Origin of the sequence: Legionella tunisiensis (assembly GCF_000308315.1) — a bacterium.
GTDB lineage: Bacteria > Pseudomonadota > Gammaproteobacteria > Legionellales > Legionellaceae > Tatlockia > Tatlockia tunisiensis.
The window spans coordinates 1-23,472 of sequence record NZ_CALJ01000015.1 but is presented as its reverse complement, the minus strand read 5'-3'; the positions used below and the strand labels follow the sequence as shown (position 1 = coordinate 23,472).

Genomic DNA, 23,472 nt, shown 5'->3' with positions numbered 1-23,472 from the left:
AATTTTAAGATGCCATCCTCAGCAAGGTCTCGATAATCAAGCGCTAAAGGATTTGACTAAGTTACTCAATAAATTCCAAAAGAATATGCAAGTTCATCTTAATAATGAGAACCCTGCCAAAGGAATGGAAAACGCACGAAAAGAATTGGCGCGCTTTAACGGTGCTTTAGCTAACTTGTTAGAGCATCATGCTGTGGTAGCAAACCGCGGCGAAGCGATTCAAGCCATTAATTTTGTCCGTGACTATTTGTGGAAAAAAGACATGTGTACCCCAAGCTGTGTCATTGAAAAAATGGCAAGCATGGCGAGTCTCAAATGCTGCGTTACGCTGAACCAATGGAGTTTGGCCAAGCAGAGGTTAAACAGATTGGTTCTGATGGGCCTATTAATTTTTGGGATGGTGCTCAACCTTGGAAAACTAAACTGGCTAAAGCAGTTGGTGGCGGAGGAAAAAATCCTGGGTGGTTTGAGCAGTTCATGGGTGACAATTTGGAAACTATGAAGAAACTTTCTTCTACTCCGATGTCGCGCTTTACTCCAAATCCTGCCAATGCGTTTGATTGCAGTGATATTACTGTTGACAAGAATGGTGAAGTGACTCATATCAGTTACCATGAGCGTGTGGCTGTTACAGAGCCTTTGAACGTTGGTGCAACCAAGAGCCGGCAAGATGTTACAGATTGGAATCATTTGCAATTAGTAAGTAAAGCCCGGTTAGAATCTGGATTAAATAGTTTCATGGAAAAATGGGGGCCTTTCATTGATGAGAATGAGCCTATCCCATTCACCATTTTGCACCAAACGTTAATTGGTGATGAAGTCACTTTTTCCCCAGATCAATCCAAAGCCAAAGCCTCTAAAGTGCAAGCATCGGTTATCGATTCTAAAGCAGAGGCCAATGCTGCAGTCCGTAAGATGATAGAAAACAGTACCATATTTAGAAACAAGGATACTGGTGAAATCAAATTCTTATCAAATGAAAGGTTTGCAAAAGATCCATACAATGGAGAGATTCCTGAAGGTTGGCAACGAGTTAATGTTGATTTATTGGAAACCAATAATGGGATCAACATGTGGAGTGCTCGTACCCGTGTCAGGAATAATGACTTTAACGACGCTCGCCAATTAATTGGCAATGCCGTTACGATGTTTAATAAAGTAGGGGAGAAATACCCTAACAACCAGGATTTGAAAACCATTACAGATTTTCTAAATTCTCGTGATCATTCTTTGTTTACGCCTTATAAATTTCGTGGGGAAAACGTAAAAAAGGCTATTAAAAATCTTACTGACGAATTAAGAAAAGATGATGGCCAGTTTGCTGGTTTAGACAAAGACGTCAGAGAAAATCTTGCCTTAAGTGCACAAGCTGCAGTGGAATTAAAATGTACGGTTCATGAAACCTGGTTGGGCTCCGCTCGCCGTAATATTGCCAATTTTACTCGCGACTATGTACGACAGGTTCCTATTTTAGGCCACTTGGCCGATTGGGCTGTCCGTGGAGCAATGACTGTGGCCGCTTTAGGCTTAAAGGCAGTTGTTGGTATTCTTACGCTGCCCTTTAGTGCGCCACAATGGTACAAGCATTGGGGTGATCGAAGGGAAATGTACAAGAGTACTTATGAGGGTCTCTTGGCTGAAAGCTTGGGAAGCTTAAGAGGCGGTTGTATGAGTTCGGCTGATAGAGCAGGGGAGCAGGCTGACCAACGTGCAATGATGAAAAAGCAATTTGCCGAGGAAGGACGAATCATCAGTTACAATGATTCACCCTCTGAAAAAGCTCGAGTTTATAGCGAATACGGAAGTACCAAGGCTAAACATGACTTCGTGGAAATGGCGACTGGAACGCCTGGAACCAGCGATGTCGAAACTCGCGGTATATTCCTTAACGCTCGCGCTGGGGTTCTGTCTTATGTTGCAGAAACAACAGAAGAACAGCAATTGGCAAAAGACTTGTCTGGTTTGCGCAAGGGTAAATACAGTGAGGTCACTGCTCAACAATATATCACTAGCCCGGCTGTTGGTGTGACAGCACCGAAAGTTGAGAAAGAGCCTTCGCAAAGAAATGAACCTAGAGAGCCTTTGTTAAAAGTCGTAGAAAACCCTGTAGAAGTAGAAGAGGAAATAGTAGATATCAGGGTTGGAAGTAAGGATGACAGTTATTCTGTTTCTGAACATCCTAAAGGCGGTATATTTTAGTAAATATGCTCTATGATAGATTAGCTCTACCAAAGATGAGGTAATCAGAAATTAGTCACCCGGTCATCGCTTCTAGCTGGCCGGGTTTTTTATTATTTGATGTAAACGCTTGTAGCCTGAACTGCTTGCAGCCAGGCTATTATGAGAACTATTTAATGGGGCGTTATTAATAATATTCAATTGTTGTTGTGGTTACATCGACAGGTGCATTATCGATGATAACAGCAGAATCATAATAAACAGGCCTTGAATAGTAAGCAGGGGTTGGATAATAAACCGGTGTTGCGACAACGGGGGCGACATTGACTTCCTGGTACGCTACGGAGTTCGTGCAACAACCACACGCTGTTAATAACAGTACGGCAGGTGTTAGTGCTATCCATTTCATAATTGACCCCTAGTCCGCTATCTATTAAGAATTGTAGATTATTTGTACATCGTTTGCCAGTTTGTCTCTTGAACATTGTTCGAAACATGCAGCCATGACAGTCGCGTTTCGAATTATTGGTAGTCAGCCGGTGTTTTTCCATTCACATAGTAAAGAAAGGTTAACAACTGAGCGACTGCCAAATAAAGTTTGGGCGGGATTTCTTCATTTAAGTGTACTTCGGCAAGCAAGGCGGTCAATTCTTTGTCTTGCTGTAGCGGAATACCACGCTCCCGCGCAATTTTAACAATGTGCTCGGCAAGTAAACCTTCTCCTTTCGCCGTTACTTTAGGGGCTGATTTGCCATCATAACGCAAGGCTATTGCTTGTTGTTTATCTTTTTTCATACGCGTAAATCCAGCAAACGCAGATTACTTGTATCAATATCATCCTCTTCCAAACCCACATGCAAGCACCAGAGGCCTAAATCCAAATCCAAAGCGGCAAGTAATTCAGCAACGGTTTGTTGATGCGTTGCCAACAAATCAACGGTTTCGGATTTTTCTGCGTTAATTTGGATATCAATTAATCGGTCCTGTAATTTTAGTCTTGCCTGGAGAGAACCCAGATGAGTAAGACTGACTGCAAACGTTACCGACCAGCTTGATTCGGCTGTTGTTGCCGATTGGCGATGTTCTTTAATGAGGAGAGGCAAGAGTTCGAGATCGGCATCGACACGCAGAGGGAGCTCGAGCATTAAGCTATAGGGTTGATCCGGCGAATGAAGCAAATGCGAGAGTTGATTGGTCTTGATTCGTGCCAGTACTTGTTCGGTTTGCTCCAGCAAGACTCTCAAAATAGAGTTGATTGGATAATCATTAAAATTGGGTAAAGGTAAACGATGATGGGGCTGTGGGATAGCGCCTGGTAAGGGAAGATTATCATCCTGTGAATATTGTTGCACCATTGAGTTCGGTGCAGGATTGGCTGGTGTAATACCTTCATTAAGTAAGGCAATGAGCAGGCGCAAACAGTGCCCCTTAAAATCGTTATTTAGGCTTTGAGAAACGTCTTGCTGTTGCGATGCCAAGAGGGTCGCCTCCCAAAAAAGACCGCTTTGTCGAATTGCCTGAGCAAAGTGCTGTGGTAACTGGGTAAGCGGAGTAATACTGGCAATTAATTGATGTAATTGCTGTTGTACTGCTGCAGGAAGATTGGGCATCGTTTCAAGGGCAGTCAGCGACGCCAGTAAGTGGGTCGCTGAAGCTTGCTTGGGCAAGGCTTGTAACAACGCCGTTTGTATCGGTGTTAAAGGAGGCGGCTCATGCAATACTTGCAAGATCGTTTCACCGTTAGCAAAGACGACTTTGACCTCTAGTAACTCGCCGGCATCAAAATGATGCGCCGTATTGGCATTGATATTCTGGCCATTAATATTAATGAGCACCTGATTTTCATTTAATTCTTTAACCACGACAGTTTTTAAGATTTGACCAGCATAAAGTTCTATATCGGGTTTTGTTATTTTTAATTCCTGAATAGGATTTAGCCGGATACTCGGGGTATAACCTATATCCACAGGCATGTCGGTAGTCCTTTAATTTAATTTGCTTGTCATTTATCAAGCCATTTCACTATACTGATGCCCACTGTTATCGGCAGTTATCGCAATTTCTTGATAGATTGTCGACAGGAAGGGATATCACCCCTTAATTTTAAAGGCTGTAGACATTGGCCTTTATGGGGATATTGAGTACTTGTCATTGGACAAGCTCTAACAAGACAGGGTGTAACGATGTTAGACAGAGCAAGTGTGGTCGATGCACAATTTATTAACCGCCTGACTCAGGCGGATTTTCCGCAGAGTAAATCGGTTATCCGTCCCCTGGATGTGGGCATGGATAAAAAAATGGCGATTGAATTGTTTGATTCTCAGATTAAATCGCGTTTGTTGGATTTGATTGCTCGTCAGTTGAAAGAAAAAGGCTTGTCTTATTATACGATTGGTAGCAGTGGGCATGAAGGTAATGCTGTTCTGGCCCGTGTATTCAGAGCAAGTGATATGGCTTTTTTGCACTATCGCAGTGGTGCTTTTTACCTTCAACGAGCCAAGCAAGTAAAAAACTGTGATGGCGTCAAGGATATTCTCTTGTCTCTGGTTGCAGCCGCAGCTGATCCGATAGCTGGGGGGCGGCATAAAGTATTCGGCAGTGTGCCGCTTAATATTCCACCACAAACGTCCACGATTGCGTCGCATCTGCCTAAGGCGTTAGGGTGTGCCTTGTCAATAACACGCGCAAAAGAATTGGCAATCGTGAGTAAACTACCAGACGATTCGGTTATTCTTTGTTCCTTTGGCGATGCCTCAACGAACCACGCTTCGGCACAAACAACACTCAATGCCTGTTCTTGGGTAGCGAGTCAACATTATCCCTTGCCGCTGGTCTTTATCTGTGAAGATAACGGGATTGGGATTTCTGTTCCCACGCCGGCCAATTGGATAGAAGCCTCCGTTAAGCAGCGACCTGGTTGGCATTATCTGGCTTGTGATGGTCTGAATATTGCCGATATTTATCTCCAGGCAAACGAGGCTGAGCGGTTGGCAAGAATCAAAAAGCAGCCCGTTTTTCTCCATATGAAATGTGTACGTCTCCTGGGGCATGCCGGTTCTGATATTGAATCGCAATATAATCATCAAAGCGAGATCGAACGCCGTGAAGCGGATGATCCCTTGTTGCATACGGCAGGCCTGCTTCATCGTGAAGGATGGATGACTTGCAAAGCAATGCTTGATTTATATGAAGATAATCGTTCGCTGATTGAAGCCAAAGCGACGGAGGCGATTCGGTTGCCTAAGATCAACAGTGCCCAAGAGGTCATGTCCTCCATTGTGCCGAAAAAGACTAACAAGACGGTTTATCCACTGCCTGATGAGGCAAGAAGGGCACACATTTACGGCAGTACATGGAATCAATTAACCATGAAGCGTAACCTTTGCCAACACATCAATTTCGCCTTAACCGATCTCATGATGCAATACCCTAACATGGTGATCTTTGGTGAAGACATTGGCAAGAAAGGGGGCGTTTACCGAGTCACTGCGGATCTGCAGGCGCGCTTTGGTCAACGGCGTGTATTTGATTCGTTGCTGGATGAAACGACGATTCTGGGTACTGCTATTGGCTTGGCGCATAACGGCTTTTTGCCAGTACCAGAAATTCAGTTTTTAGCTTATCTGCACAATGCAGAAGATCAGCTACGTGGAGAAGCCTCTACCTTATCGTTCTTTTCAAATGGCCGATATCAGAATCCAATGGTTATTCGCATCGCGTCGTTAGCTTACCAGAAGGGTTTTGGCGGGCATTTTCACAATGATAATTCCATCGCTGTTCTACGTGATTTACCCGGTGTAATAGTCGCTTGCCCATCCAACGGTCCTGATGCGGCCAAAATGCTGCGTACTTGTATGAAGCTGGCTCATCAAGATGGGCGTGTTGTCGTCTTTTTGGAGCCGATCGCCTTGTATATGACGAAAGATTTGCATGAAACAGGCGATAACGGCTGGTTATTCGATTATCCCTCCGTAGAGCAAGTGATTGAACCGGGTGAAGTGGGTGTTTATGGTGAAGGGGAGACGGTTATTCTGACCTATGCCAATGGTTATTATTTATCGCGACAAGCCGCCAAAGTACTCCATGAGCAACATGGTATTGAGGTAAAAATAGTGGATTTACGCTGGTTAAGTCCTCTGCCAACCGAAGCGATTCTACGCGAAATAGCAAAAGCCAAGCGCGTATTGATTGTTGATGAAGGGCGGCAAAGTGCGTCTATCAGTGAAGGTTTGATGACTATGTTAGTAGAGCAGGCAGCAAACCGCATAAAAATTAAGCGAATTACTGGCGAAGATTGCTTCATTCCTTTAGGTACAGCCTGGCAGTATTTGCTGCCTAGCCGTGACTCTATTGTTGCAGCGGTTATCGCCTTAAACTCAGTTAAAAGGGAGAAAGAGCGTGGACGACTTGTTATTTCTTGATGAACAATTGCATGATGATGAACGGATGATTCGCGACAGCGTTGCCCGCTTTGTTAGTCATGACGTAATCCCTCTCATGACAGAGTCATTTGAGCATGCCCAATTTCCCAAGCAGCTCATTAAGAAATCAGCGGAACTGGGATTACTGGGATTGACCTTGCCAGCCCAATACGGGGGCGCGGAAGCCTCCTATGTTGCTTATGGCCTTGTCTGTCAGGAATTAGAACGAGGCGATAGCGGATTGCGAAGTTTTGTTTCTGTGCAAAGTTCCTTATGCATGTACCCCATTTTTCGTTATGGCAGTGAAGAGCAGAAAATGCGCTTTCTACCGGCGATGGCAGCAGGCGAAATCGTTGGATGCTTTGGTTTAACGGAGCCAGATTCCGGTTCAGATCCGGCCAGTATGAGGACTACTGCGCAGAAAGTAACAGGCGGCTGGCGTTTGAATGGCGCAAAAATGTGGATTACCAACGCCCCTATCGCTGATATTGCTATAGTCTGGGCGAAAACGGATGAAGGTGTTCGTGGGTTTATCGTAGAAAAAGAATTTAAAGGTTTTTCCAGCCCCGAAATCAAATATAAAATGTCTTTACGCGCGTCCATAACCGGCGAGTTGGTGTTTGAAGATGTGTTTGTTCCTGAGGCTAATTTGCTACCCAAAAGCGACAAAGGCTTGGGGGCAGCCCTTAGCTGTTTAAGCCAGGCGCGCTATGGTATTGCCTGGGGAGCTATGGGGGCGGCAAGGGCCTGCTTTGACATCACACGTGATTATTTGCTGGAGCGTAAGCAATTTGATAAGCCGCTGGCCTCGTTTCAGTTGATTCAAAAAGAGTTGGCTGACATGTACAGTGAAATTATTAAAGCGCAATGCCTCAATTTGCAAATTGGACGTCTAAAAGAGCAGCAACGCGAGACGCCTGCCATGATTTCTCTGGCTAAAGGAAATGCCTGCCGTGAAGCGTTAAAAATTGCCCGTAACTGCCGTAATCTTTTAGGTGGTAATGGCATTAGCCTGGAATACCATGTTATCCGCCACATGTTGAATCTGGAATCCGTCTTTACTTATGAGGGCACTGATAACGTGCATACGTTGGTGCTTGGACGCCATATCACCGGAATCAATGCGTTTGGTTAAGGTCTTTCATCACCATATCCGGGTTAAGAGGTCACCTTAGCCCGGTACTTAAGCAACCTTGCGTTCAGTCGATTTTACAGCCTGTGCCGGCGTTTGCACGGTATTATGCAGCAGTTTGGCGAAAGGCTTATTGGACACCGTAATAAAACCGGAAAAGGGATACTTTAATATGGTGGTTGCCGTAAGGTAGAAGCCTAAAAAGAGGCAGAGCAGGATATGCATGAAATAATGTGTTTTACAGGTTGTGCATAAAAAGATAGACATGATGATGATAAAAAAGGATCCAATAACGATCATGACGTACCAGGCTGTAGGTATGGAAATATCGAGCATACTGAGCCGATGATTGCGGTATTCAATCGCCTCATTCAAGGCACTGACTGTCTTGTCATAAAAGGACTGTAAAATAGCTGTTTGCGGCCGATAGGTCAGTAGATTCTTATAGAGTTGGCTCACTGCTTGTTCTGCTTGCGGGCTGTCATGGCCTTTTGACATGGCAGGCCATTCCTGATTAATCACGGTTGAAATATAGTGCGACAAGTCGTTTTGGATGACTTGAGTAGTCGCCGGTGGAAAGTCTATACTGCTTTTCCAGATGATATAGAGCTTTGTTGTTTCATCGATGACAACATTGCGGGCATTGGTATAATCTGTCCACAAAATAAAAACGATAAAGCCTAAAAAATACTATAGAAGTTCGTGATAATATTGACTACCAGGCGGACAATGTCCTGACTGCCTTCCTCGTTGTAATATCTGGCTTTTAAATAAAAAATAAGCTGCTTATAGCCGTAAAAATGCAAACCCAGCTAAGAAAGATAAGCGATGGATGAACGTGCTCGACAATGCTACGCAGCATTTATAACCTCCTGTAATTGACACCGCTAATTGCAAATTTTTATCCTAATCCATTCATTCTACAAATCTTTAGAGATCTTAGAAATGCTTGTGATCCCTCTTTGAATTAACATCTATACTTTAGGTATGTTATTTGTCGATTTATGAGACAGCGATGGTTAAATTAGTAAAAGAAATCGTAGATACGGTAGTATCAGTAGTGCCACAGGCGGGAATTATTGAGGATGTGCCAGTTGTTGGTGATTTAATAGACCAGTCAGATTCGCCACAATCAGCATCGCCATCACAAACAAACGATTCGTCACAAGAAGACGAAGCAGAACAGGATGTTAAGCTAGTAAAAGAAATTGTGGATACAGTGATGTCCCCTGTTCAGCAGTTTATGGATGAGCTTACTGATGAGCTGCCCGAGGTAATTAGCTCCGGGTTAGGTACTGTATTGGGAGAAGAGGGTTCCTCCAATACGTTGAACCAAAACCAAGAGACTGGTGGCGATGAAGATGATTTTCTTGGCGCGGGAATGCCTAGCCCTGAAACCACCGGTGAAGCGGATCCCGATGAGGATGAGAGTTTGGATCTACCCTCTTTTTCACCGATCCCTTAGGATTCATATCGCGCTACTTCATGACTCAACCGGATTTTGAGTTTGTAAGATAGAAGATACTAGAAGCAACCTCTGTGGTATTAATATTTCTAATAACAACATGAGGCTCTTTCGTTTTCTTATTCAAATCAATCGGTTGAACTTCGTAGTAAAGGCCTCTTAAGAGAACCGATAAGTCGTTTAAAAATTCTTTTGGCGATTGGTTACGATTCTCCGCAGTTTCTGCAATCGGGATGAGTGCATCGACATACATTGCATCATCAATTCGCAAATGAGAAGACAGCTTCTCACCTAGTATGCTTTTCAGTATTCGGGTCGTTGAGGTATCTAATTCTTCAGGTCGATACGAGTAACATTTCGAACTAACTGCCTCTATGAAATGAGGTGCTAATTTTGTATCGTCTATTCGAAACATATTGAGTCCTAACGGGAAATAGTGATTATACCCGCGCTTTTCATAGGCTAATACGAGCTGTTGACGACTTAGGTTTGGGTACTCTGGATTATATAAATGATACCAGAGATATTGAGCCGCATTTTCATCTTTGTGGGCGATCATTTGCTGGATTATGCAATGACCAAAGCCAGTAATGACAATAATTCCTCCATCAAACTCGGCGGCTGCTGTCATAATATTGCTGGCGAGGAATTCATTTCTTTCGACAGAATCGATGCCCACCGTTAATTGTTTTTCTGCTGACATATCAATGCCTTTATACCTAATGGGCTTATCTTTAATATGTAAAAAGAAAGCATGTTTTCCCTTTGCGGCATTGAGTTGAGTAACAGCTATTTCCAATTCCTTATCACGCAGTTCAGCCATTCTGCTACGAAGATGTTGCATAGCGAAATAGGTGGTACCTATCATTTGTTCTAATGTTCGCCCCACCTCTGTCTCAAAGCAGATTGCTCGATAACCCATCTTAATCAGGGAGGGCAGATTCCTAATGATGAAGGTGGTTACTGAGTCATCTGAATGAGTCTCGAAAAAACAAGGGGTGCTAATTTATACTTGGGCATTGTAATCTTACTAGGACGCTATAATTGTTCGTTTATTATACTTGCGAATTATTAACGGAACATTTAGCGATCCGAATATCCATTTTTTAATTGACAGGCTAAGGTGGCGTTTTTTACCACATGATGGAAAAGAGAAGAAAGCCAAGTTTTGCAAACAATCTTGTCATTTTCTCGGAGACAAGCTATTATTCGCTACCAATCGGGGCGTAGCGCAGCCTGGTAGCGTACTAGCATGGGGTGCTAGTGGTCGAAGGTTCAAATCCTTCCGTCCCGACCAAGCCCAGTAAGGGTTTTAACGAATCCCCATCCCCTAACATAAATTCTTGGCTACACTTCTGGCTACACTTTCTGGAAATGGTTCAAATGAGCGTAATAAATATTAAGCCTATTTCTGAGATTTATCTTCGGGTGAGAGGTGAGTTAAAATTATTAAAAATTGCTTTAGTAAAAAAGACTTAAAAAAATTATGCGACATAGAACCACCTTGCATAGTTTAACAACAGATTTCGAAATTAGTTTAAAGAATAATGAAAAAGATTTACTTATTCATTATAGGATTAAAGAAGCATCTAAGAATTTATTGATGCTTGTGCAATCCACTCTTCATACCGCATCTCACTACCTCTCGATGAATTTAAGCTGTCTATGAGTGGCTTCCAAAGTTGCTTTCGAATTTTTTCATTATATGTTGAATTTGTTGCATGTATCAAAATTGACCACAAATGCCATTTATAGGCATCTTTTCTCATAGAATTAATCAATCCAAGTCTATGTAATATGTTTTTGAACTGATTTAGAGGCTTTCCGGTTAAAAGAGATTTAGTTTGTGGTTGCAAATTAATTGAAACATTTGCATTGAATTCTTCAACTGCTGTTTCAAAAATAGTTTTTACTATTTCTGAGTAATCTGAGGTAGTTCGATATTTTTGGAATAGTTGTGCGGGACTTCCACTAGCCAGAATTTTATATTCAATCTTGATGTTTTGAGGGTTTAAACTAATTAATTGCTCGAAATATTCCTGGACAGTTTTTTCATGTTATTTTCAAAATCATTCAAATTCATATCAAGTTGTCTTGGTTCAACAAGCAAATTAAATTCATTTTCAGTAAAATCGCATATTAAATAGTGTATGCTTTTACTTTTGGCATCCCAATAAAATGAAGTTCTTATGTCCATATTTTTCTCCAAGAGTTAAATACAGTGTAGAGCAATAATTGATCACTTTGTTGTTAAGTTTCGGAATTTAAGCCCCCTAAGAAAGGCTTAATTATAAAAAACGAGGATAAATTCCAAATGCATCTTGAATCCAACCAAATTGTTTTCTCACCATCAGACCTGACTCTGTTTATGGAAAGCCCCTTTGCATCATGGATGGAACATCTTGCAATAACTCATCCAGACCTATTGCCGGCTTCTGATGAAAAAGATGAATTGCTCAGCGTGTTGCATGATATGGGAAATCAACATGAATTAGAGATATTAGCTGCATATGAAGCTAGCGGATTAACTGTAGCCAATTTACACAAACGAACGGATTCATATCAGGCTACTATGGATGCAATGCAGAAAGGGGTAGATATCATTTACCAAGCTCATTTGGAATTGGTACCGTTTAGAGGATATGCGGATTTTTTAGTTAAGGTTGAAGGGAAAAGCATTTTTGGGAATTATTGCTACGAAGTTTGGGATACCAAGTTAGCCAAATCTGTTAAACCCTATTTTCTGATACAACTATGTTGTTATGCCGAAATGCTTGAGGCAATGCAACTTACCAGCGCTGAACACATCACCATAGTCTTGGGCAACAAAGAACAAAAGCGGTTCAGGATTAATGATTATTTTATTTCTACAAGAATCTTAAACATAAATTTTTAACTGAGCATCTACATTTTGAACCAACTAAATGTCCAGATCCAGCTTCATCAAGAAGTTGGGGAAGATGGAGCATATATGCCGAGAGTCTGCTATTAAAAGCCGATCACCTGATTCAAGTCGCTACCATTACTTCAGGCCAAATCAAAAAATTGAATAAAGCCGGTATCAATACCATGACTGCTTTAGCTGAATCAAATGGTAACACTGCAAAAGGCATAAAGCCTGAAATATTCGATCGGCTAAAAGCTCAAGCCAAAATCCAAAAAGAAAGTATTGGAAAAGAAATACCAGCTTACCAATTAATCAATAATGATGATGGAAAAAAGCAGGGATTGGCTTTACTACCCCCACTATCCAAAAATGATATCTTTTTTGATATTGAAGGATTCCCGCTGGAAGACGGAGGTTTGGAGTATCTTTGGGGTGTTACTTATTTTGACGATAATAACCAACGTCAGTACATGGATTTTTGGGCGCATAACAGAGATCAAGAACAAGAGAGTTTCAGAGCATTTATTGAATGGACTTATCAACGATGGCAACAAGATCCATCCATGCACATCTACCACTATGCCAGTTATGAAATTACAGCTTGTCGTAAACTAATGGGCAGATATGGTGTGTGTGAATATGAAGTTGACCAGTTGCTACGCAATGAAGTATTTGTTGATTTATATAAAATTGTAAAAGGTGCCTTGTTAATAGGCGAACCACGTTATTCGATTAAAAATGTTGAGCATTTATACCGTGCCAAACGAGATACGGAGGTAGGTTCTGGAGGAGACTCGGTTGTTGTTTACGAACGGTGGCGAGAAAATCCTGACGGTGATACCTGGCAAACCTCCAAGGTATTAAATGATATCCGTTCTTACAATATTGATGATTGTAATTCTACTCAAGAGTTAGTGGTCTGGTTACGAGACAAGCAGAAATCCAGCGGCATTTGCTTCCTTGGTAAAACAGAATTAGTTGAGCCTGAAATTAAAGAAGAAATTAATGAGGGTATTAAGCTTCGCAATAACTTGCTGGCACGAGTCTCGCAATTAAAAGATGAGGGTAAGGAACAATTATCTAAAATTAATACTGTGATGGCATGGTCAATCGAGTTTCATAGACGTGAATCAAAACCTGTGTTTTGGCGTCTGTTTGATCGATTAGGGTTAAGTGAAGAAGAATTATTAGATGATATTGATTGCCTGGCTTTTTGTCATAGAACTGAAACACTACCTTATAAGCCAACCCCCAAAGCTCGTAATTTAGTTTATGAATATTCATTTGATCCAACTCAGGAATTCAAGGGTAATGCAAAAGATTACTATTTGTTAGGGAATGAGACTCCCGATGGTAAAAACATTAAAGCGGCTTATCATGCAGAAGGTAGCGATTTGGATCATGGGATTATTGCACTGCAGATAAAAGATGAGCCAGATAGCCCGATTACTTTGATTCCGAATGAATATATTAAGCCTGACCCAATACCTCAAGCAATTACAAAGCAGGCGGAAGCGTTTGCAAAAGGGGAGCTTGCGCAAACAGCTATAGTTGATTTTCTGGGTAAATCTATCCCCAGAATCAATGGACATAATTCAGGTCAGCCAATCGCTCCTAGCCATGATCCTAAACAACGATTGAATGAAATCATTCAGGCAGTTATGAATCTGAATAACAGTTATCTGACGATACAAGGACCACCAGGAGCTGGTAAGACATACACGGGTAAACATTTAATTGCTGAATTGATTAAACGAGGTAAGAGAGTAGGCATATCTTCCAATAGCCATAAAGCGATTAATAATTTATTGATTAGCACTGCCCAATACTGCCATAAAGAGGGAATTACGGCATATTTTGCTTGTGCAAGTAATACTGACCCAGCTATTGATGATTTGAAGATTAGTGTGCTGGAAAATAAAGATATTGCTGGTTTTTTGCAGGCTGGCTGTGTTGTAGGAACTACCGCTTGGGGTTTTTCCAGAGATGATCTTAAAAATGCCTTTGATTATCTGTTTATTGATGAAGCAGGACAAGTTAGTGTTGCCAATTTAATTGCTATGAGTCAATCAACCTCCAATATCATCTTAATGGGGGATCAGATGCAATTAGGTCAGCCTTCACAAGGAAGCCATCCAGAGGACAGTGGCTTATCGATTTTGGATTATCTGTTACATTCGACCCCAACTATACCTGATTCCATGGGTGTATTTTTGGGAACAACATACCGTATGCATTCGGCTGTAAACCACTTCATTAGCGAAGCTATATATGAGGGTAAATTGGAAACCGCCCCAGAGAACAATGAGCAATTGATAACTGTACCTGCAGGGTATCATGGTGTATTAAACAAGGAAGCTGGAATAATCACTGTACCCGTGATGCATGAAGGCAATACGCAAGCTAGTGACGAAGAAATTGAACAAATTGTTGTTTTGGCTCATGAATTGTTGGGAAGGACTTTTAATGCTAAAAACGGTCAACAAAGAATGATTGATTGGAAAGATATATTGTTTGTTGCTCCATATAATTATCAGGTCAATAAACTCAAAGCGGCTCTTGGAGATAAGGCTAGGGTAGGGAGTGTAGATAAATTCCAAGGGCAAGAAGCGCCTGTTGTGTTTCTAAGCATGTGCGCAAGCAGTGCTAACGAGTCTCCTCGCGGGTTAAATTTTCTTTTTGATAAAAATCGCATTAATGTTGCGGTATCAAGAGCACAATGTATGGCAATTGTGGTTTATTCTCCAGCGTTGCTGGATTCCGTACCAAATAACGTCGATCAAATCACTATGATGAATTTGTTTTGCCAATTAGTGAAAGAGTAACAATTTATTTGATCTAAATATAAACAAAATACGAGATAAATAATCATTTTGTGGGTTTATATGGATCATAGTGTAAAAAAACACGCCTTAATATTATTGTTTTGGTGAAATAATAAAATTATAATCCGAATCTGTTATTCAAGGATATTAATAAGGAGATGTTATGAACGTATATTATTCTAATAGAATTGATGCCGATGAAGATAAGGATGAATATATGCCTTGGTAAATAAAGGAGATGCTTATATCTCCTTTCATAATTTTATATTGATATGAAATTTAGTTTTAACAATGATGTTCTTGCTGTAATTGATGACTTCTTAGAGCTATCAGCTTTTGAAAAAATTTGGAATTTTATTCAAACTGAAAAATTCAAGTTTGTTCACTCTTCTAAATGGGTAAATGCTTTTAGTCTTGAGGATGGATCTCCTTTATGGGGCGGCGTTACTATTTCTCATCCTAGGCCTGAAGCCTGTACAACAGAGCAAATTTACCCTACAAACACAACCATTGATTTATTTATAAATGAATTAATTGCAAGATCCTCTGATTATTCTCATTTAATTGGTTTCAAAGATAGAGATTGGGATTTTTTCTATGCTAGACCTTATCTATATCCTAGAGGCTCAGGTCTTTCCTGGCATACTGATGGTAAGTACAAAATTTCAGGTGCCTATGTATATTACTGCCATCCCATTTGGGACATAAATTGGGGAGCTGAATTATTGATTAATCCTACACCTCAACTTGACTTCGATTATCCTGAAGTGACGTTAATCAATAATAAGAAGAAAAAGGTAGGATACCATCTTAATAGCTCTGAATTGAATAAGTATGCTGATGACGGAATTGGATATTATATTGTTCCCAAACCCAATAGATTGGTTATTTTTAAAAATAATATTCTGCACTGTATAAAAAAGTAGAAAATGCAGCAGGAAATCATGTAAGGGCATCGATAACAGGGTTTTTTATGAGTAATGACAAAATACATGAAACGAAAGAGGCAGAAAAAGAACATTCAATCTAACAATTATTTGAATTAGTTTAGTCCCGCCAGATTATAGATAACTATCAATCTTAATATATATGATTGGAATTAATTAATGAATTTAGTGCATGAAATCACACCTACACTAGCTCAAGAAAAGGTAAATTTTGTTATTTTGGTACCCAATACTGATGAGGCAGTTTTATCTAACTTTATACTTAGAGTAGAGGATATTCCTTATAATGAACAACCTGGTCATTATCAATTTAAAAAATGGTCTGCTTGGTGTTCTGCTCATTTCTCCTCTTATTACTACTTTGTTAAGTATAAAAATGCTCTCTTAAGATGTAAGCAATTTTTGTATGATTTTGGGCCTTTATCAACATTAGATCATGCTGCTTTATACGATCATTGGGTTTGGGAAATGAAACCCCACGTTTTGAATCAGGAAAATATTTGTTGGATTGGTTATGATTATTCGAAATCGAAAACGTTAAGTCTTTTATCCCATGGGACTAATGTTGAACTTCGTCTACTTGAAGGAAATTTGAAGGATGAGGAGTTCCTAGAACTTTGTAAATTTTTTTCTCCACTTTCATCATCAAGTGAAATCTTAGAAAAGAGCTTTTTTGAACTATCGTATTGGTCACGCTACAACAACTGCGTAGAAAATGCGTGCATTAATAGAAATGAATATAAACCACCTTCAAGTTTATGGAATTTAAGATGGCCAATGTATAATATCCTTAGAAGTAGCAAGCCGGATTCTTATACCAAGTATTTAAACCATCTTAACTTAGACTTTATTCCAGATAGCCAAATTATTTATGGTAATGAAAATCAAGTAGAAGAAATTCAATTTGTTATGTTTCCGAAGAATGAAAAGAAAACCAAATTGCCTGGTTTCGTGTTTTCAATAAAGCCTCTTTCCCAATAAAGAAGCCAGCACTTTCTAGATTGCCTAATATGAATTCTTTTAGTGGATATAGTAATTTTAATTTAACTGTCCTAAATCCGAAGAGTGGTATGATTTCGAGCAATATATACATCGCCAGTGTTAATAATTGTTATGGGCCACATGATGCTCTTTGGTGGGATAATAAAAATGCTTATCTACTACAGCTAAGCGCTAATGCTAATAATTCTATAGAGTATTTTAAGGGAATTTTTTGTCAACTTATGAATGACAAATGATCAATGGACTCAAGCACTTTTAGAATGGATATATTAAGCTAACGCCAAAAGCTACTAGGAAAGCTCCAACCCACTGGTATTGAGAAATCTTTTCACCAATAAAATAAGCAAATATTTGCGCAAATACTACTGAGGTATTACGTAGAGTAAGGGCTAGCCCGGCTTCAGAATGGCGTAATCCGATTAAAAATAGCAAAAAAGATAATGCACTTATAATTCCTCCTAGAGAAGTCATTTTCCAATTAGATTTAATTTGTTCTTTGAATGTTTGTCTTTGTTTTTCTTCATCAAAAGAAAAACACAGGGCAAAGCAATCCATAAAGCTGCAGAAAAGAGCGCAGCTGGGTTTGCACCATATACTAAAGAACGACCATAGCATAAATGATAACCAGCAATGCAGATGCCACATAGAACAGGAAATAATAGTTGCCTTGATTGATCTGGGTTAAAAGTTTGGCTTGTTAGTATCAATCCAAAAAGAACAGAGAATACACCAATGATGCTAAATAAATTTATATTTTCACCAAGGAAACATGCCGAGATAAACCAGACAATTACCATGGCGCTTCCTCTCATAATAATGTAGGCTTTTCCCAGCGCAGACTGACTAAGACTGATAGCTAATGTGATTATATAGCCCCCTTCAAATAAACCAGAGGTTAGTGCCCATAAAAAAGAATCAGATGTTTCAAACAATGGCCCAGAGAAAAAGGAATAAATAGAAGCGAAAATATAGTTGCAAAACTCATAATTCCCAATACTTCGTAATATGGTGTTGAATTGCGTTTGGCAAATGTATTCCATGCTGCATGGAGTATTGCGGATAAAATTATAAATACACCAGAACCCATTTTAGTTCATTTTGAGTTAAATAATCGATTATTGTAACATTGAATCAACGGGCTATAACATAATTTGTTTAAAACCTAATAGAAGTTTCAAAGTGATTTTAGAGTTTAAAGTAGTAAAAAAGAAGCCCCAAAGAGGGGCTTAATAGCTTGAAAAAATATATGCCTGTCCACCAAACTCTATCGAACAATAATCACTAATAAAAAGATCCCGAGCAAAAGCCTCAAAATCAAAGTAGTAGATCAAATTATCTGGCATTTGATGGGCATAACAGTCATCAAATAACTGCCTGGAAAAATTAACCTCTGAATCATAACAACCTTGGTACTGCTCCTCCAACATGGTTTGTGCTTCATCCATCGAATAATCACAGAGAAGGGCTAAGCCCAGTTCCCCATGCTCTTTAATAAATGATGTGTACTCAACAATATTGCATATTGATTCGTACTCATGGATTTTGATGCTGCCGAATCCTTCATAATCGTGTATGGCGTATTCTTCAGCATTGGGTTCAGGGCTGTTATCCAGCATTTCCCAAATTTCTTCCATGATGCCATCTTCGCTTTGCGTGGCATCTATCCAAACACCATACAATATGGAGTTATTGTAAGAGGCTAAACAGGCGACGTAGATTGAAGGGGTGTCCATGGGATTATCTCCTTGTGTTAAGGGGGCAATCCCACACGGGAGCTTGCTCCCGTGGTAGGGTATGATTAAAACGGAATTTCTTCTGAATCGGGTTGCAGTATTTCTCGCATCTGAGCCATGTGCTGTTCTGCGGTTTTGCTGCTTGATTCATCAGTAGATTTGGATGTGCTGAGTAGCTGAATGTGGCTGACAACAATGCTTAAGGCTTGACGCGCTTTACCTTCATTGTCAGTCCATTGATTAGAACGTAGTTTGCCTTCAAGGTATATTTGCGCCCCTTTATTTAAATATTTAGCGACTTTGGTTAGCTTTCCAAATAGTACCAGCTGATGCCATTCCACTCGGGTTTTCCATTCATCATTCTGTTTGAATGACTCATTGGTAGCCAAAGTGACTGTGACAAAAGATTGTCCGTCTTTTCCGGTGATGCTTTTAGGATCAGCACCGAGATTGCCAATTAATTGAACGCGGTTTAAAGATGCAGTCATTGTATTCTCCTGTTATTGTTTAATGTGAGCGGCATAACAGAAAAACATCCGCATAGGCAGGTGGTTTTCTGTTATGCGGATAAGACTTTAATTACTTCAATTAACAAGCGATTCGTTGAGTATCAAACTGTTTGACAAAGGAGATCAGTGATTCCAATTTGTTTAAACTTAGCTCTGCTTGCTGAATGTCATGGGTGTTAATTTGAAGTCGGTGGCCGCTTAAATCATTCACACAACAATTCAGCTCAAAGAGCAAATGTTCAATCTCAAGTTGTACTGGTTCCTGTTGTTGCATGGTAGCTCCTTGGGTAGGGAGGATTAGCCCCAAAAAGGACTGTTCATCCCAATTGGGTTATGCAAAAAAGATCACCGAAACTTCGGTTGATTTCCCTGAATATTAATGATGATGTGCTTAAAGCACTCCTCGGGCGTAAAGCCGTAAAGACATCTCCTGATGGGGTTTCCCTGCTAAACGCTTTGCCATGGAATTAGGGAACAAGATGGCATATCACAAGACCTGGTGGTTTCGTCAGAATTTCGCTGACTCTTCAGTTGTGTTGCTTTCAGATTATCAAGCCAGTATTGGAAATCAAGATTTTTTCTTGTTGATATTAAATGAACGCAAATGAACTTATTATGTTCTTTTTATGCGATAGGGAATGTGTTTCGATAGTCGGTGATTCATCGGCAGGATGTTGTCTTCATTAACTCTTACAATGATTACCAAATCGTTGTGTTAAATATGCCTGATGCTCAATATCAGTTTCTTGTGTTAATGCCAGGCGCATATACTCTAATCGCCCAACGCAAAACTGAACACGGTTTAAACTTAAAGCACTATCGGAGTATTGTTCGATTGCAGGGATTAATTCTTCTATATAAAAAACATTATGGGGTTTGGTACTTTTAAATACTGCTGCGCCACTAAAAACCACGATATTATGGATATGCAGTGGATCTATAAAATCAAGAGTCTTTTGAATGGCTTTAACGTGTTTATAATTTTGATGTATGGGATTTTGAAATCTGAATTTATCGTAATAGAGGGATTGAGACCAGCTTCTTGAGTTGGCTTTAGCGAATATCCATCCCTTGTAATGCTTTGTTTCTATAACGAATATACCATTTGTTGTAATTAGAATATGATCGATTTGAGTTGTGGAACCATCCTCTAAACGTAAAGTAATATTACTCAGAACATGAGCATCTTTGTTTTGGCAATACTTTGCTAAAGCGTGCCTGACTCGGGCTTCACCGCAATTTTCAGCTGCCCGTTTACGATATCGTCCGGTAATATAACCAAATACTATACCTAGAAAAATTAATGACAATAAACTAATGATTTCAAGATTAACCATACATCTTACCTCCAACAAGCACATTATTTTAACAGTGCCAATCGGTATTTTCCAATTTGGTGAAAACCAAGGGCTTGGTATGCGCATATAGCGGAATTATCATTGGTGAACAAAATTGCTCTTTTGACTTGCCGGTTGGCAGCTTGTTTTAGACAAAGATACACAGCAATTCTGGCAAAACCTTTATTTCTTAATGAAGGCGGGGTATAAACGGGGCCGAGCTGTACAATATCAGGTAAATTGGCATTAAATCCACATAGGGAAACAGGAGTGTTGTTTACAAATAAAACCCATCGATTTTGGCTAAGCTGCGTATCTTGAATTTCATCAATAATGGATTGTTCAAGTGTGGGATTATCGGCATCGTCCCCGAGTGCTTCAATATGATAAGCGATAAGCCATTCTTTGATGATATCCATGTCGCAATCTTGTACTGGTTTAAGTGTGCAGCTATATGAATGAATTGCTTGAGGTATAGTCATTTTGTCGAGATTAAGTAAGAATAACTTTTCCTGATAATTAATGGCAAATAGGGACGCTTCTAAGTTTAGCTTATCAATGACAAGACTGGCTTGGGTGTCTTCGCCAAGTATTCCAGCAATTGGTCTTGTTCTTTTAAGCTCAAATTCTTCTACTAACGCTGATAATGCAGAAAAATTTTCAGTTTGCATCATCACATTACCATTCCAATAATGAGCTAAAACACCATTAATTTTATTGTTTTCAAAGGATCCGTAATATTCTCCGTGAAATGGTGCATCTTGGTAGGTAATTCCTGAGTGGTATAAATTGTTCCTAATGAACATGGTCGTTTCTTGGTAATGATTGAGATAGGATGACAATTCATTTATATGCAATTCATCTAGCCTTTTTATTGCAATCATTTTTTCCTCGATATGATGAATATTTTTAATACACTTTTAAGACATATGTTAAGATAGCCCAATATTGGTTATTATTAAATACAAATCTCTTAGAATATGATTACCTTACTTCCTCATAATCCTGCCTGGAAAGCTGCATTTGGAATTGCAAAACAACAGTTATTGCAATTGGATATCAAGAATATAATCCAAGTTGAGCATATTGGCAGTACAGCTATTTCTGGCATTTATGCAAAACCAGTGATTGATATTTTAATTGGTGTTAAGTCTTTGAGTGAATTTACTTCTGAGGATATCCAAAAAATTGAATCTTTGGGTTATCGATATAACCAAGTTTTTGAAACAGTTTTTCCACATCGGCGATATTTCCAAAAAGATAATGAATATGGTGAGCGTACGCATCAGATTCATTTGGTTAATTATCCATCTTCTTGGTATGAACAGCATCTATTGTTTCGCGATTATTTGCGCGTTTATCCCGGTATTGCTAAAGAGTATGAAGCACTTAAACTCAACCTGACCAAAATCCATGACAATACGATTGAATATGCCAATGCTAAGAGTGAATTGTGTCAGGCTATTGGTAAGAAAGCTTTTTTGCATTTTGGAGTTAATAAACCAATCATAGAAACCCCTCGTCTTATTGCATTTATTCCCCAAGTAGCTTGTCACGAAGACTATACAATTATGCTTTCAAATCCTGAGTTTATTCAATGTTATGGTGTTTCATATAATGAGAACCAGGCTTTAAATCGTTTGGAATCGGATATGACGCATTACAATCAATATGGTTTTGCTCCCTGGATGTGGTATGACAAGGAAACCCACAACTTTGTTGGGCGCGGGGGATTAAAGACAGTTGTATTAAATGAAAAAGAGGACGTTGAGTTAACTTATCAAATAGCCCAAGTCTACTGGGGAAAAGGTTTAGCGTTTGAAATGGGACAAGCATCATTGGATTATGCTGAAAAGCATTTAAATTTGGCCAGTATTATTTGTTTTACAGCGCACACTAATTATCCATCATTGCGAGTTATGGAAAAAATAGGTTTTAAATTTGAGTTTGATTTTGAGCATGCTGGGATTACCCACAAGTTTCATAGACAACCTACAATAAAGAAACTATAGAGGTCTTAATGGATAAAGTAAAAATTGACACACACTTAGTCCAAAAACTGATTGCCGAGCAATTTCCACAATGGCAATCATTGCGCATTCATCCTGTTGCTCAAAGTGGTTGGGATAATCGGACGTTTCACTTAGGTGAAGAAATGGTGATTCGTTTGCCTAGCTATAAGGAGTATGAGCCGCAGATAGAGAAAGAATATGAATGGTTGCCATGGCTCTCCAAACAGCTTTCATTTCAAATCACCCAACCTATTGTTCATGGAAAACCATCATCAGCTTATCCGTGGCATTGGAGTATCAATCGTTGGATTGAAGGGGAATCTGCTTCAAGACAGAATATTCATGATACAGAATATTTTGCAGAAGCATTAGGGAAATGTTTAAAAGAATTTCAATCTTTAGATGCTACAGGTGGTCCTCAGGCTGGCGCACATAATTTTTATCGGGGTGGTTCATTAAATGCCTATGATCATGAAATGCGACTTGCAATTCCTAAAATTAAAAACTCTCATGAACAAAGTCTTGCTGCATCATTATGGCAAGATGCACTTTCTTCTGAATGGCGCTTGAGTCCTGTTTGGGTTCACGGAGACATAGCCATTGGAAATATTTTGGTTCAAAGTGGAAGATTGCAAGCGATTATCGATTTTGGCCAGCTTGCTATAGGCGATCCAGCATGTGATTTGGTAATAGCATGGAATTTTTTTCCAGTGAAGAACGAGAGTTATTTAAAAATGCAGTTCAATTGGATAATGATACCTGGATACGAGCCTTAGGATGGGCATTTTGGAAGACATTATGTTGGCCAATTAAAGGTACTGATGTAAAAGGGGTTTTGCATGAAATATATACGGATTATAATGCGCTTAAATAAATATGTCGGAAGTATTCAATGATAAAGGTTCGAGAATATAAAAAAGAAGATGCTGCAGCGTTGGCATCAATTTATTATCACACCATTCATATTATAAATATTCGTGATTATACAGAAGCACAAGTCGATGTTTGGGCACCTGAAACATCC

General features: G+C 39.6%; 19 protein-coding genes, 1 tRNA gene and 3 pseudogenes. 11 read left to right on the top strand and 12 right to left on the bottom strand.

The window, feature by feature from the left end; genetic code table 11:
- A partial coding sequence (locus tag BN58_RS32300; protein WP_232220237.1) for a hypothetical protein occupies positions 1-502 on the top strand: 502 nt, incomplete at its 5' end.
- Complete coding sequence (locus BN58_RS01010) at positions 478-2,199, top strand: hypothetical protein (RefSeq protein WP_019215242.1); 1,722 nt, start codon at positions 478-480, stop codon at positions 2,197-2,199. The genes BN58_RS32300 and BN58_RS01010, both read left to right, overlap by 25 nt.
- A 166-nt stretch (positions 2,200-2,365) precedes the next feature.
- Here the strand turns inward: BN58_RS01010 and BN58_RS01005 are convergent, their stop codons facing one another.
- The 3 genes from BN58_RS01005 to fliK all read right to left on the bottom strand — a co-directional run bounded on the left by BN58_RS01005 (position 2,366) and on the right by fliK (position 4,151).
- A complete protein-coding gene (locus BN58_RS01005) occupies positions 2,366-2,587 on the bottom strand; it encodes a hypothetical protein (protein WP_019215241.1) in 222 nt (73 codons plus the stop codon).
- 113 nt (positions 2,588-2,700) lie between these two features.
- Complete coding sequence (locus BN58_RS01000; RefSeq protein ID WP_019215240.1) at positions 2,701-2,973, bottom strand: EscU/YscU/HrcU family type III secretion system export apparatus switch protein; 273 nt, start codon at positions 2,971-2,973, stop codon at positions 2,701-2,703.
- Positions 2,970-4,151 carry a flagellar hook-length control protein FliK gene (gene fliK / locus BN58_RS00995; RefSeq protein WP_019215239.1) on the bottom strand — a complete coding sequence of 394 codons (1,182 nt, stop codon included), beginning with the start codon at positions 4,149-4,151 and terminating at the stop codon, positions 2,970-2,972. Before fliK ends, BN58_RS01000 begins: the two co-directional genes overlap by 4 nt.
- A gap of 210 nt (positions 4,152-4,361) precedes the next feature.
- Between fliK and BN58_RS00990 the strand changes: the two genes are divergently transcribed.
- Both BN58_RS00990 and BN58_RS00985 read left to right on the top strand, forming a co-directional pair.
- Complete coding sequence (locus tag BN58_RS00990) at positions 4,362-6,599, top strand: thiamine pyrophosphate-dependent enzyme (RefSeq protein WP_019215238.1); 2,238 nt, start codon at positions 4,362-4,364, stop codon at positions 6,597-6,599.
- Positions 6,577-7,734: an acyl-CoA dehydrogenase family protein gene (locus tag BN58_RS00985; RefSeq protein ID WP_026069167.1), complete on the top strand. Its 1,158-nt coding sequence runs from the start codon at positions 6,577-6,579 to the stop codon at positions 7,732-7,734. Before BN58_RS00990 ends, BN58_RS00985 begins: the two co-directional genes overlap by 23 nt.
- Positions 7,735-7,782: 48 nt before the next feature.
- Here the strand turns inward: BN58_RS00985 and BN58_RS20955 are convergent, their stop codons facing one another.
- Positions 7,783-8,406: a bestrophin-like domain gene (locus tag BN58_RS20955; protein ID WP_083852070.1), complete on the bottom strand. Its 624-nt coding sequence runs from the start codon at positions 8,404-8,406 to the stop codon at positions 7,783-7,785.
- A 340-nt stretch (positions 8,407-8,746) separates the two neighbouring features.
- Here BN58_RS20955 and BN58_RS00975 point away from each other — a divergent pair, with 340 nt between their 5' ends.
- Positions 8,747-9,196 (top strand): hypothetical protein, encoded by a 450-nt coding sequence (locus tag BN58_RS00975; RefSeq protein ID WP_040915981.1) that lies wholly within the window; start codon positions 8,747-8,749, stop codon positions 9,194-9,196.
- Between the two features lie 25 nt (positions 9,197-9,221).
- Here BN58_RS00975 and BN58_RS20950 read toward each other — a convergent pair whose 3' ends face one another.
- Positions 9,222-10,085: a hypothetical protein gene (locus BN58_RS20950; protein ID WP_156812292.1), complete on the bottom strand. Its 864-nt coding sequence runs from the start codon at positions 10,083-10,085 to the stop codon at positions 9,222-9,224.
- A 331-nt stretch (positions 10,086-10,416) separates the two neighbouring features.
- Here BN58_RS20950 and BN58_RS00965 point away from each other — a divergent pair.
- The 4 genes and pseudogenes from BN58_RS00965 to BN58_RS20925 all read left to right on the top strand — a co-directional run bounded on the left by BN58_RS00965 (position 10,417) and on the right by BN58_RS20925 (position 17,093).
- Positions 10,417-10,493, top strand: a tRNA-Pro gene (locus BN58_RS00965).
- Between the two features lie 1,017 nt (positions 10,494-11,510).
- Positions 11,511-14,908: pseudogene (locus BN58_RS20935) on the top strand (TM0106 family RecB-like putative nuclease).
- A gap of 272 nt (positions 14,909-15,180) precedes the next feature.
- Positions 15,181-15,938, top strand: a pseudogene (locus tag BN58_RS20930) (2OG-Fe(II) oxygenase).
- Between the two features lie 76 nt (positions 15,939-16,014).
- Positions 16,015-17,093 (top strand): annotated as a pseudogene (locus BN58_RS20925) (hypothetical protein).
- Between the two features lie 19 nt (positions 17,094-17,112).
- Here the strand turns inward: BN58_RS20925 and BN58_RS32295 are convergent.
- The 7 genes from BN58_RS32295 to BN58_RS00905 all read right to left on the bottom strand — a co-directional run bounded on the left by BN58_RS32295 (position 17,113) and on the right by BN58_RS00905 (position 21,320).
- Complete coding sequence (locus BN58_RS32295) at positions 17,113-17,328, bottom strand: EamA family transporter (RefSeq protein ID WP_232220235.1); 216 nt, start codon at positions 17,326-17,328, stop codon at positions 17,113-17,115.
- On the bottom strand, positions 17,325-17,789 hold the full coding sequence (locus tag BN58_RS32290; protein ID WP_232220234.1) for a hypothetical protein: 465 nt from the start codon (positions 17,787-17,789) through the stop codon (positions 17,325-17,327). The genes BN58_RS32295 and BN58_RS32290 overlap by 4 nt, the downstream gene beginning before the upstream one ends.
- A 294-nt stretch (positions 17,790-18,083) precedes the next feature.
- On the bottom strand, positions 18,084-18,590 hold the full coding sequence (locus BN58_RS00935) for an antirestriction protein ArdA (protein WP_019215230.1): 507 nt from the start codon (positions 18,588-18,590) through the stop codon (positions 18,084-18,086).
- 65 nt (positions 18,591-18,655) lie between these two features.
- Positions 18,656-19,078 (bottom strand): single-stranded DNA-binding protein, encoded by a 423-nt coding sequence (locus BN58_RS00930; protein ID WP_019215229.1) that lies wholly within the window; start codon positions 19,076-19,078, stop codon positions 18,656-18,658.
- 100 nt (positions 19,079-19,178) lie between these two features.
- The gene (locus tag BN58_RS00925; protein ID WP_019215228.1) at positions 19,179-19,373 is read right to left on the bottom strand and encodes a hypothetical protein; all 195 of its coding nucleotides are present in this window, start codon (positions 19,371-19,373) and stop codon (positions 19,179-19,181) included.
- A gap of 409 nt (positions 19,374-19,782) precedes the next feature.
- Positions 19,783-20,436: a nuclease-related domain-containing protein gene (locus tag BN58_RS00910; RefSeq protein WP_019215226.1), complete on the bottom strand. Its 654-nt coding sequence runs from the start codon at positions 20,434-20,436 to the stop codon at positions 19,783-19,785.
- A gap of 23 nt (positions 20,437-20,459) precedes the next feature.
- Positions 20,460-21,320 (bottom strand): GNAT family N-acetyltransferase, encoded by an 861-nt coding sequence (locus BN58_RS00905; RefSeq protein WP_019215225.1) that lies wholly within the window; start codon positions 21,318-21,320, stop codon positions 20,460-20,462.
- 96 nt (positions 21,321-21,416) lie between these two features.
- Here BN58_RS00905 and BN58_RS27885 point away from each other — a divergent pair, with 96 nt between their 5' ends.
- Positions 21,417-22,448 carry a bifunctional GrpB family protein/GNAT family N-acetyltransferase gene (locus BN58_RS27885; RefSeq protein WP_019215224.1) on the top strand — a complete coding sequence of 344 codons (1,032 nt, stop codon included), beginning with the start codon at positions 21,417-21,419 and terminating at the stop codon, positions 22,446-22,448.
- 8 nt (positions 22,449-22,456) lie between these two features.
- On the top strand, positions 22,457-23,224 hold the full coding sequence (locus BN58_RS20905; protein WP_232220233.1) for an aminoglycoside phosphotransferase family protein: 768 nt from the start codon (positions 22,457-22,459) through the stop codon (positions 23,222-23,224).
- Positions 23,225-23,472 lie beyond the last annotated feature (248 nt).

Coding starts and splice junctions, on each gene's coding strand:
- BN58_RS00930 (WP_019215229.1), bottom strand. CDS start 19,078: ATGACTGCATCTTTAAACCGCGTTCAATTAATTGGCAATCTCGGTGCT.
- fliK (WP_019215239.1), bottom strand. CDS start 4,151: ATGCCTGTGGATATAGGTTATACCCCGAGTATCCGGCTAAATCCTATT.
- BN58_RS00905 (WP_019215225.1), bottom strand. CDS start 21,320: ATGATTGCAATAAAAAGGCTAGATGAATTGCATATAAATGAATTGTCA.
- BN58_RS32295 (WP_232220235.1), bottom strand. CDS start 17,328: ATGACTTCTCTAGGAGGAATTATAAGTGCATTATCTTTTTTGCTATTT.
- BN58_RS27885 (WP_019215224.1), top strand. CDS start 21,417: ATGATTACCTTACTTCCTCATAATCCTGCCTGGAAAGCTGCATTTGGA.
- BN58_RS00910 (WP_019215226.1), bottom strand. CDS start 20,436: ATGGTTAATCTTGAAATCATTAGTTTATTGTCATTAATTTTTCTAGGT.
- BN58_RS00925 (WP_019215228.1), bottom strand. CDS start 19,373: ATGCAACAACAGGAACCAGTACAACTTGAGATTGAACATTTGCTCTTT.
- BN58_RS01000 (WP_019215240.1), bottom strand. CDS start 2,973: ATGAAAAAAGATAAACAACAAGCAATAGCCTTGCGTTATGATGGCAAA.
- BN58_RS20905 (WP_232220233.1), top strand. CDS start 22,457: ATGGATAAAGTAAAAATTGACACACACTTAGTCCAAAAACTGATTGCC.
- BN58_RS00935 (WP_019215230.1), bottom strand. CDS start 18,590: ATGGACACCCCTTCAATCTACGTCGCCTGTTTAGCCTCTTACAATAAC.
- BN58_RS01010 (WP_019215242.1), top strand. CDS start 478: ATGGGTGACAATTTGGAAACTATGAAGAAACTTTCTTCTACTCCGATG.
- BN58_RS00990 (WP_019215238.1), top strand. CDS start 4,362: ATGTTAGACAGAGCAAGTGTGGTCGATGCACAATTTATTAACCGCCTG.
- BN58_RS01005 (WP_019215241.1), bottom strand. CDS start 2,587: ATGAAATGGATAGCACTAACACCTGCCGTACTGTTATTAACAGCGTGT.
- BN58_RS00975 (WP_040915981.1), top strand. CDS start 8,747: ATGGTTAAATTAGTAAAAGAAATCGTAGATACGGTAGTATCAGTAGTG.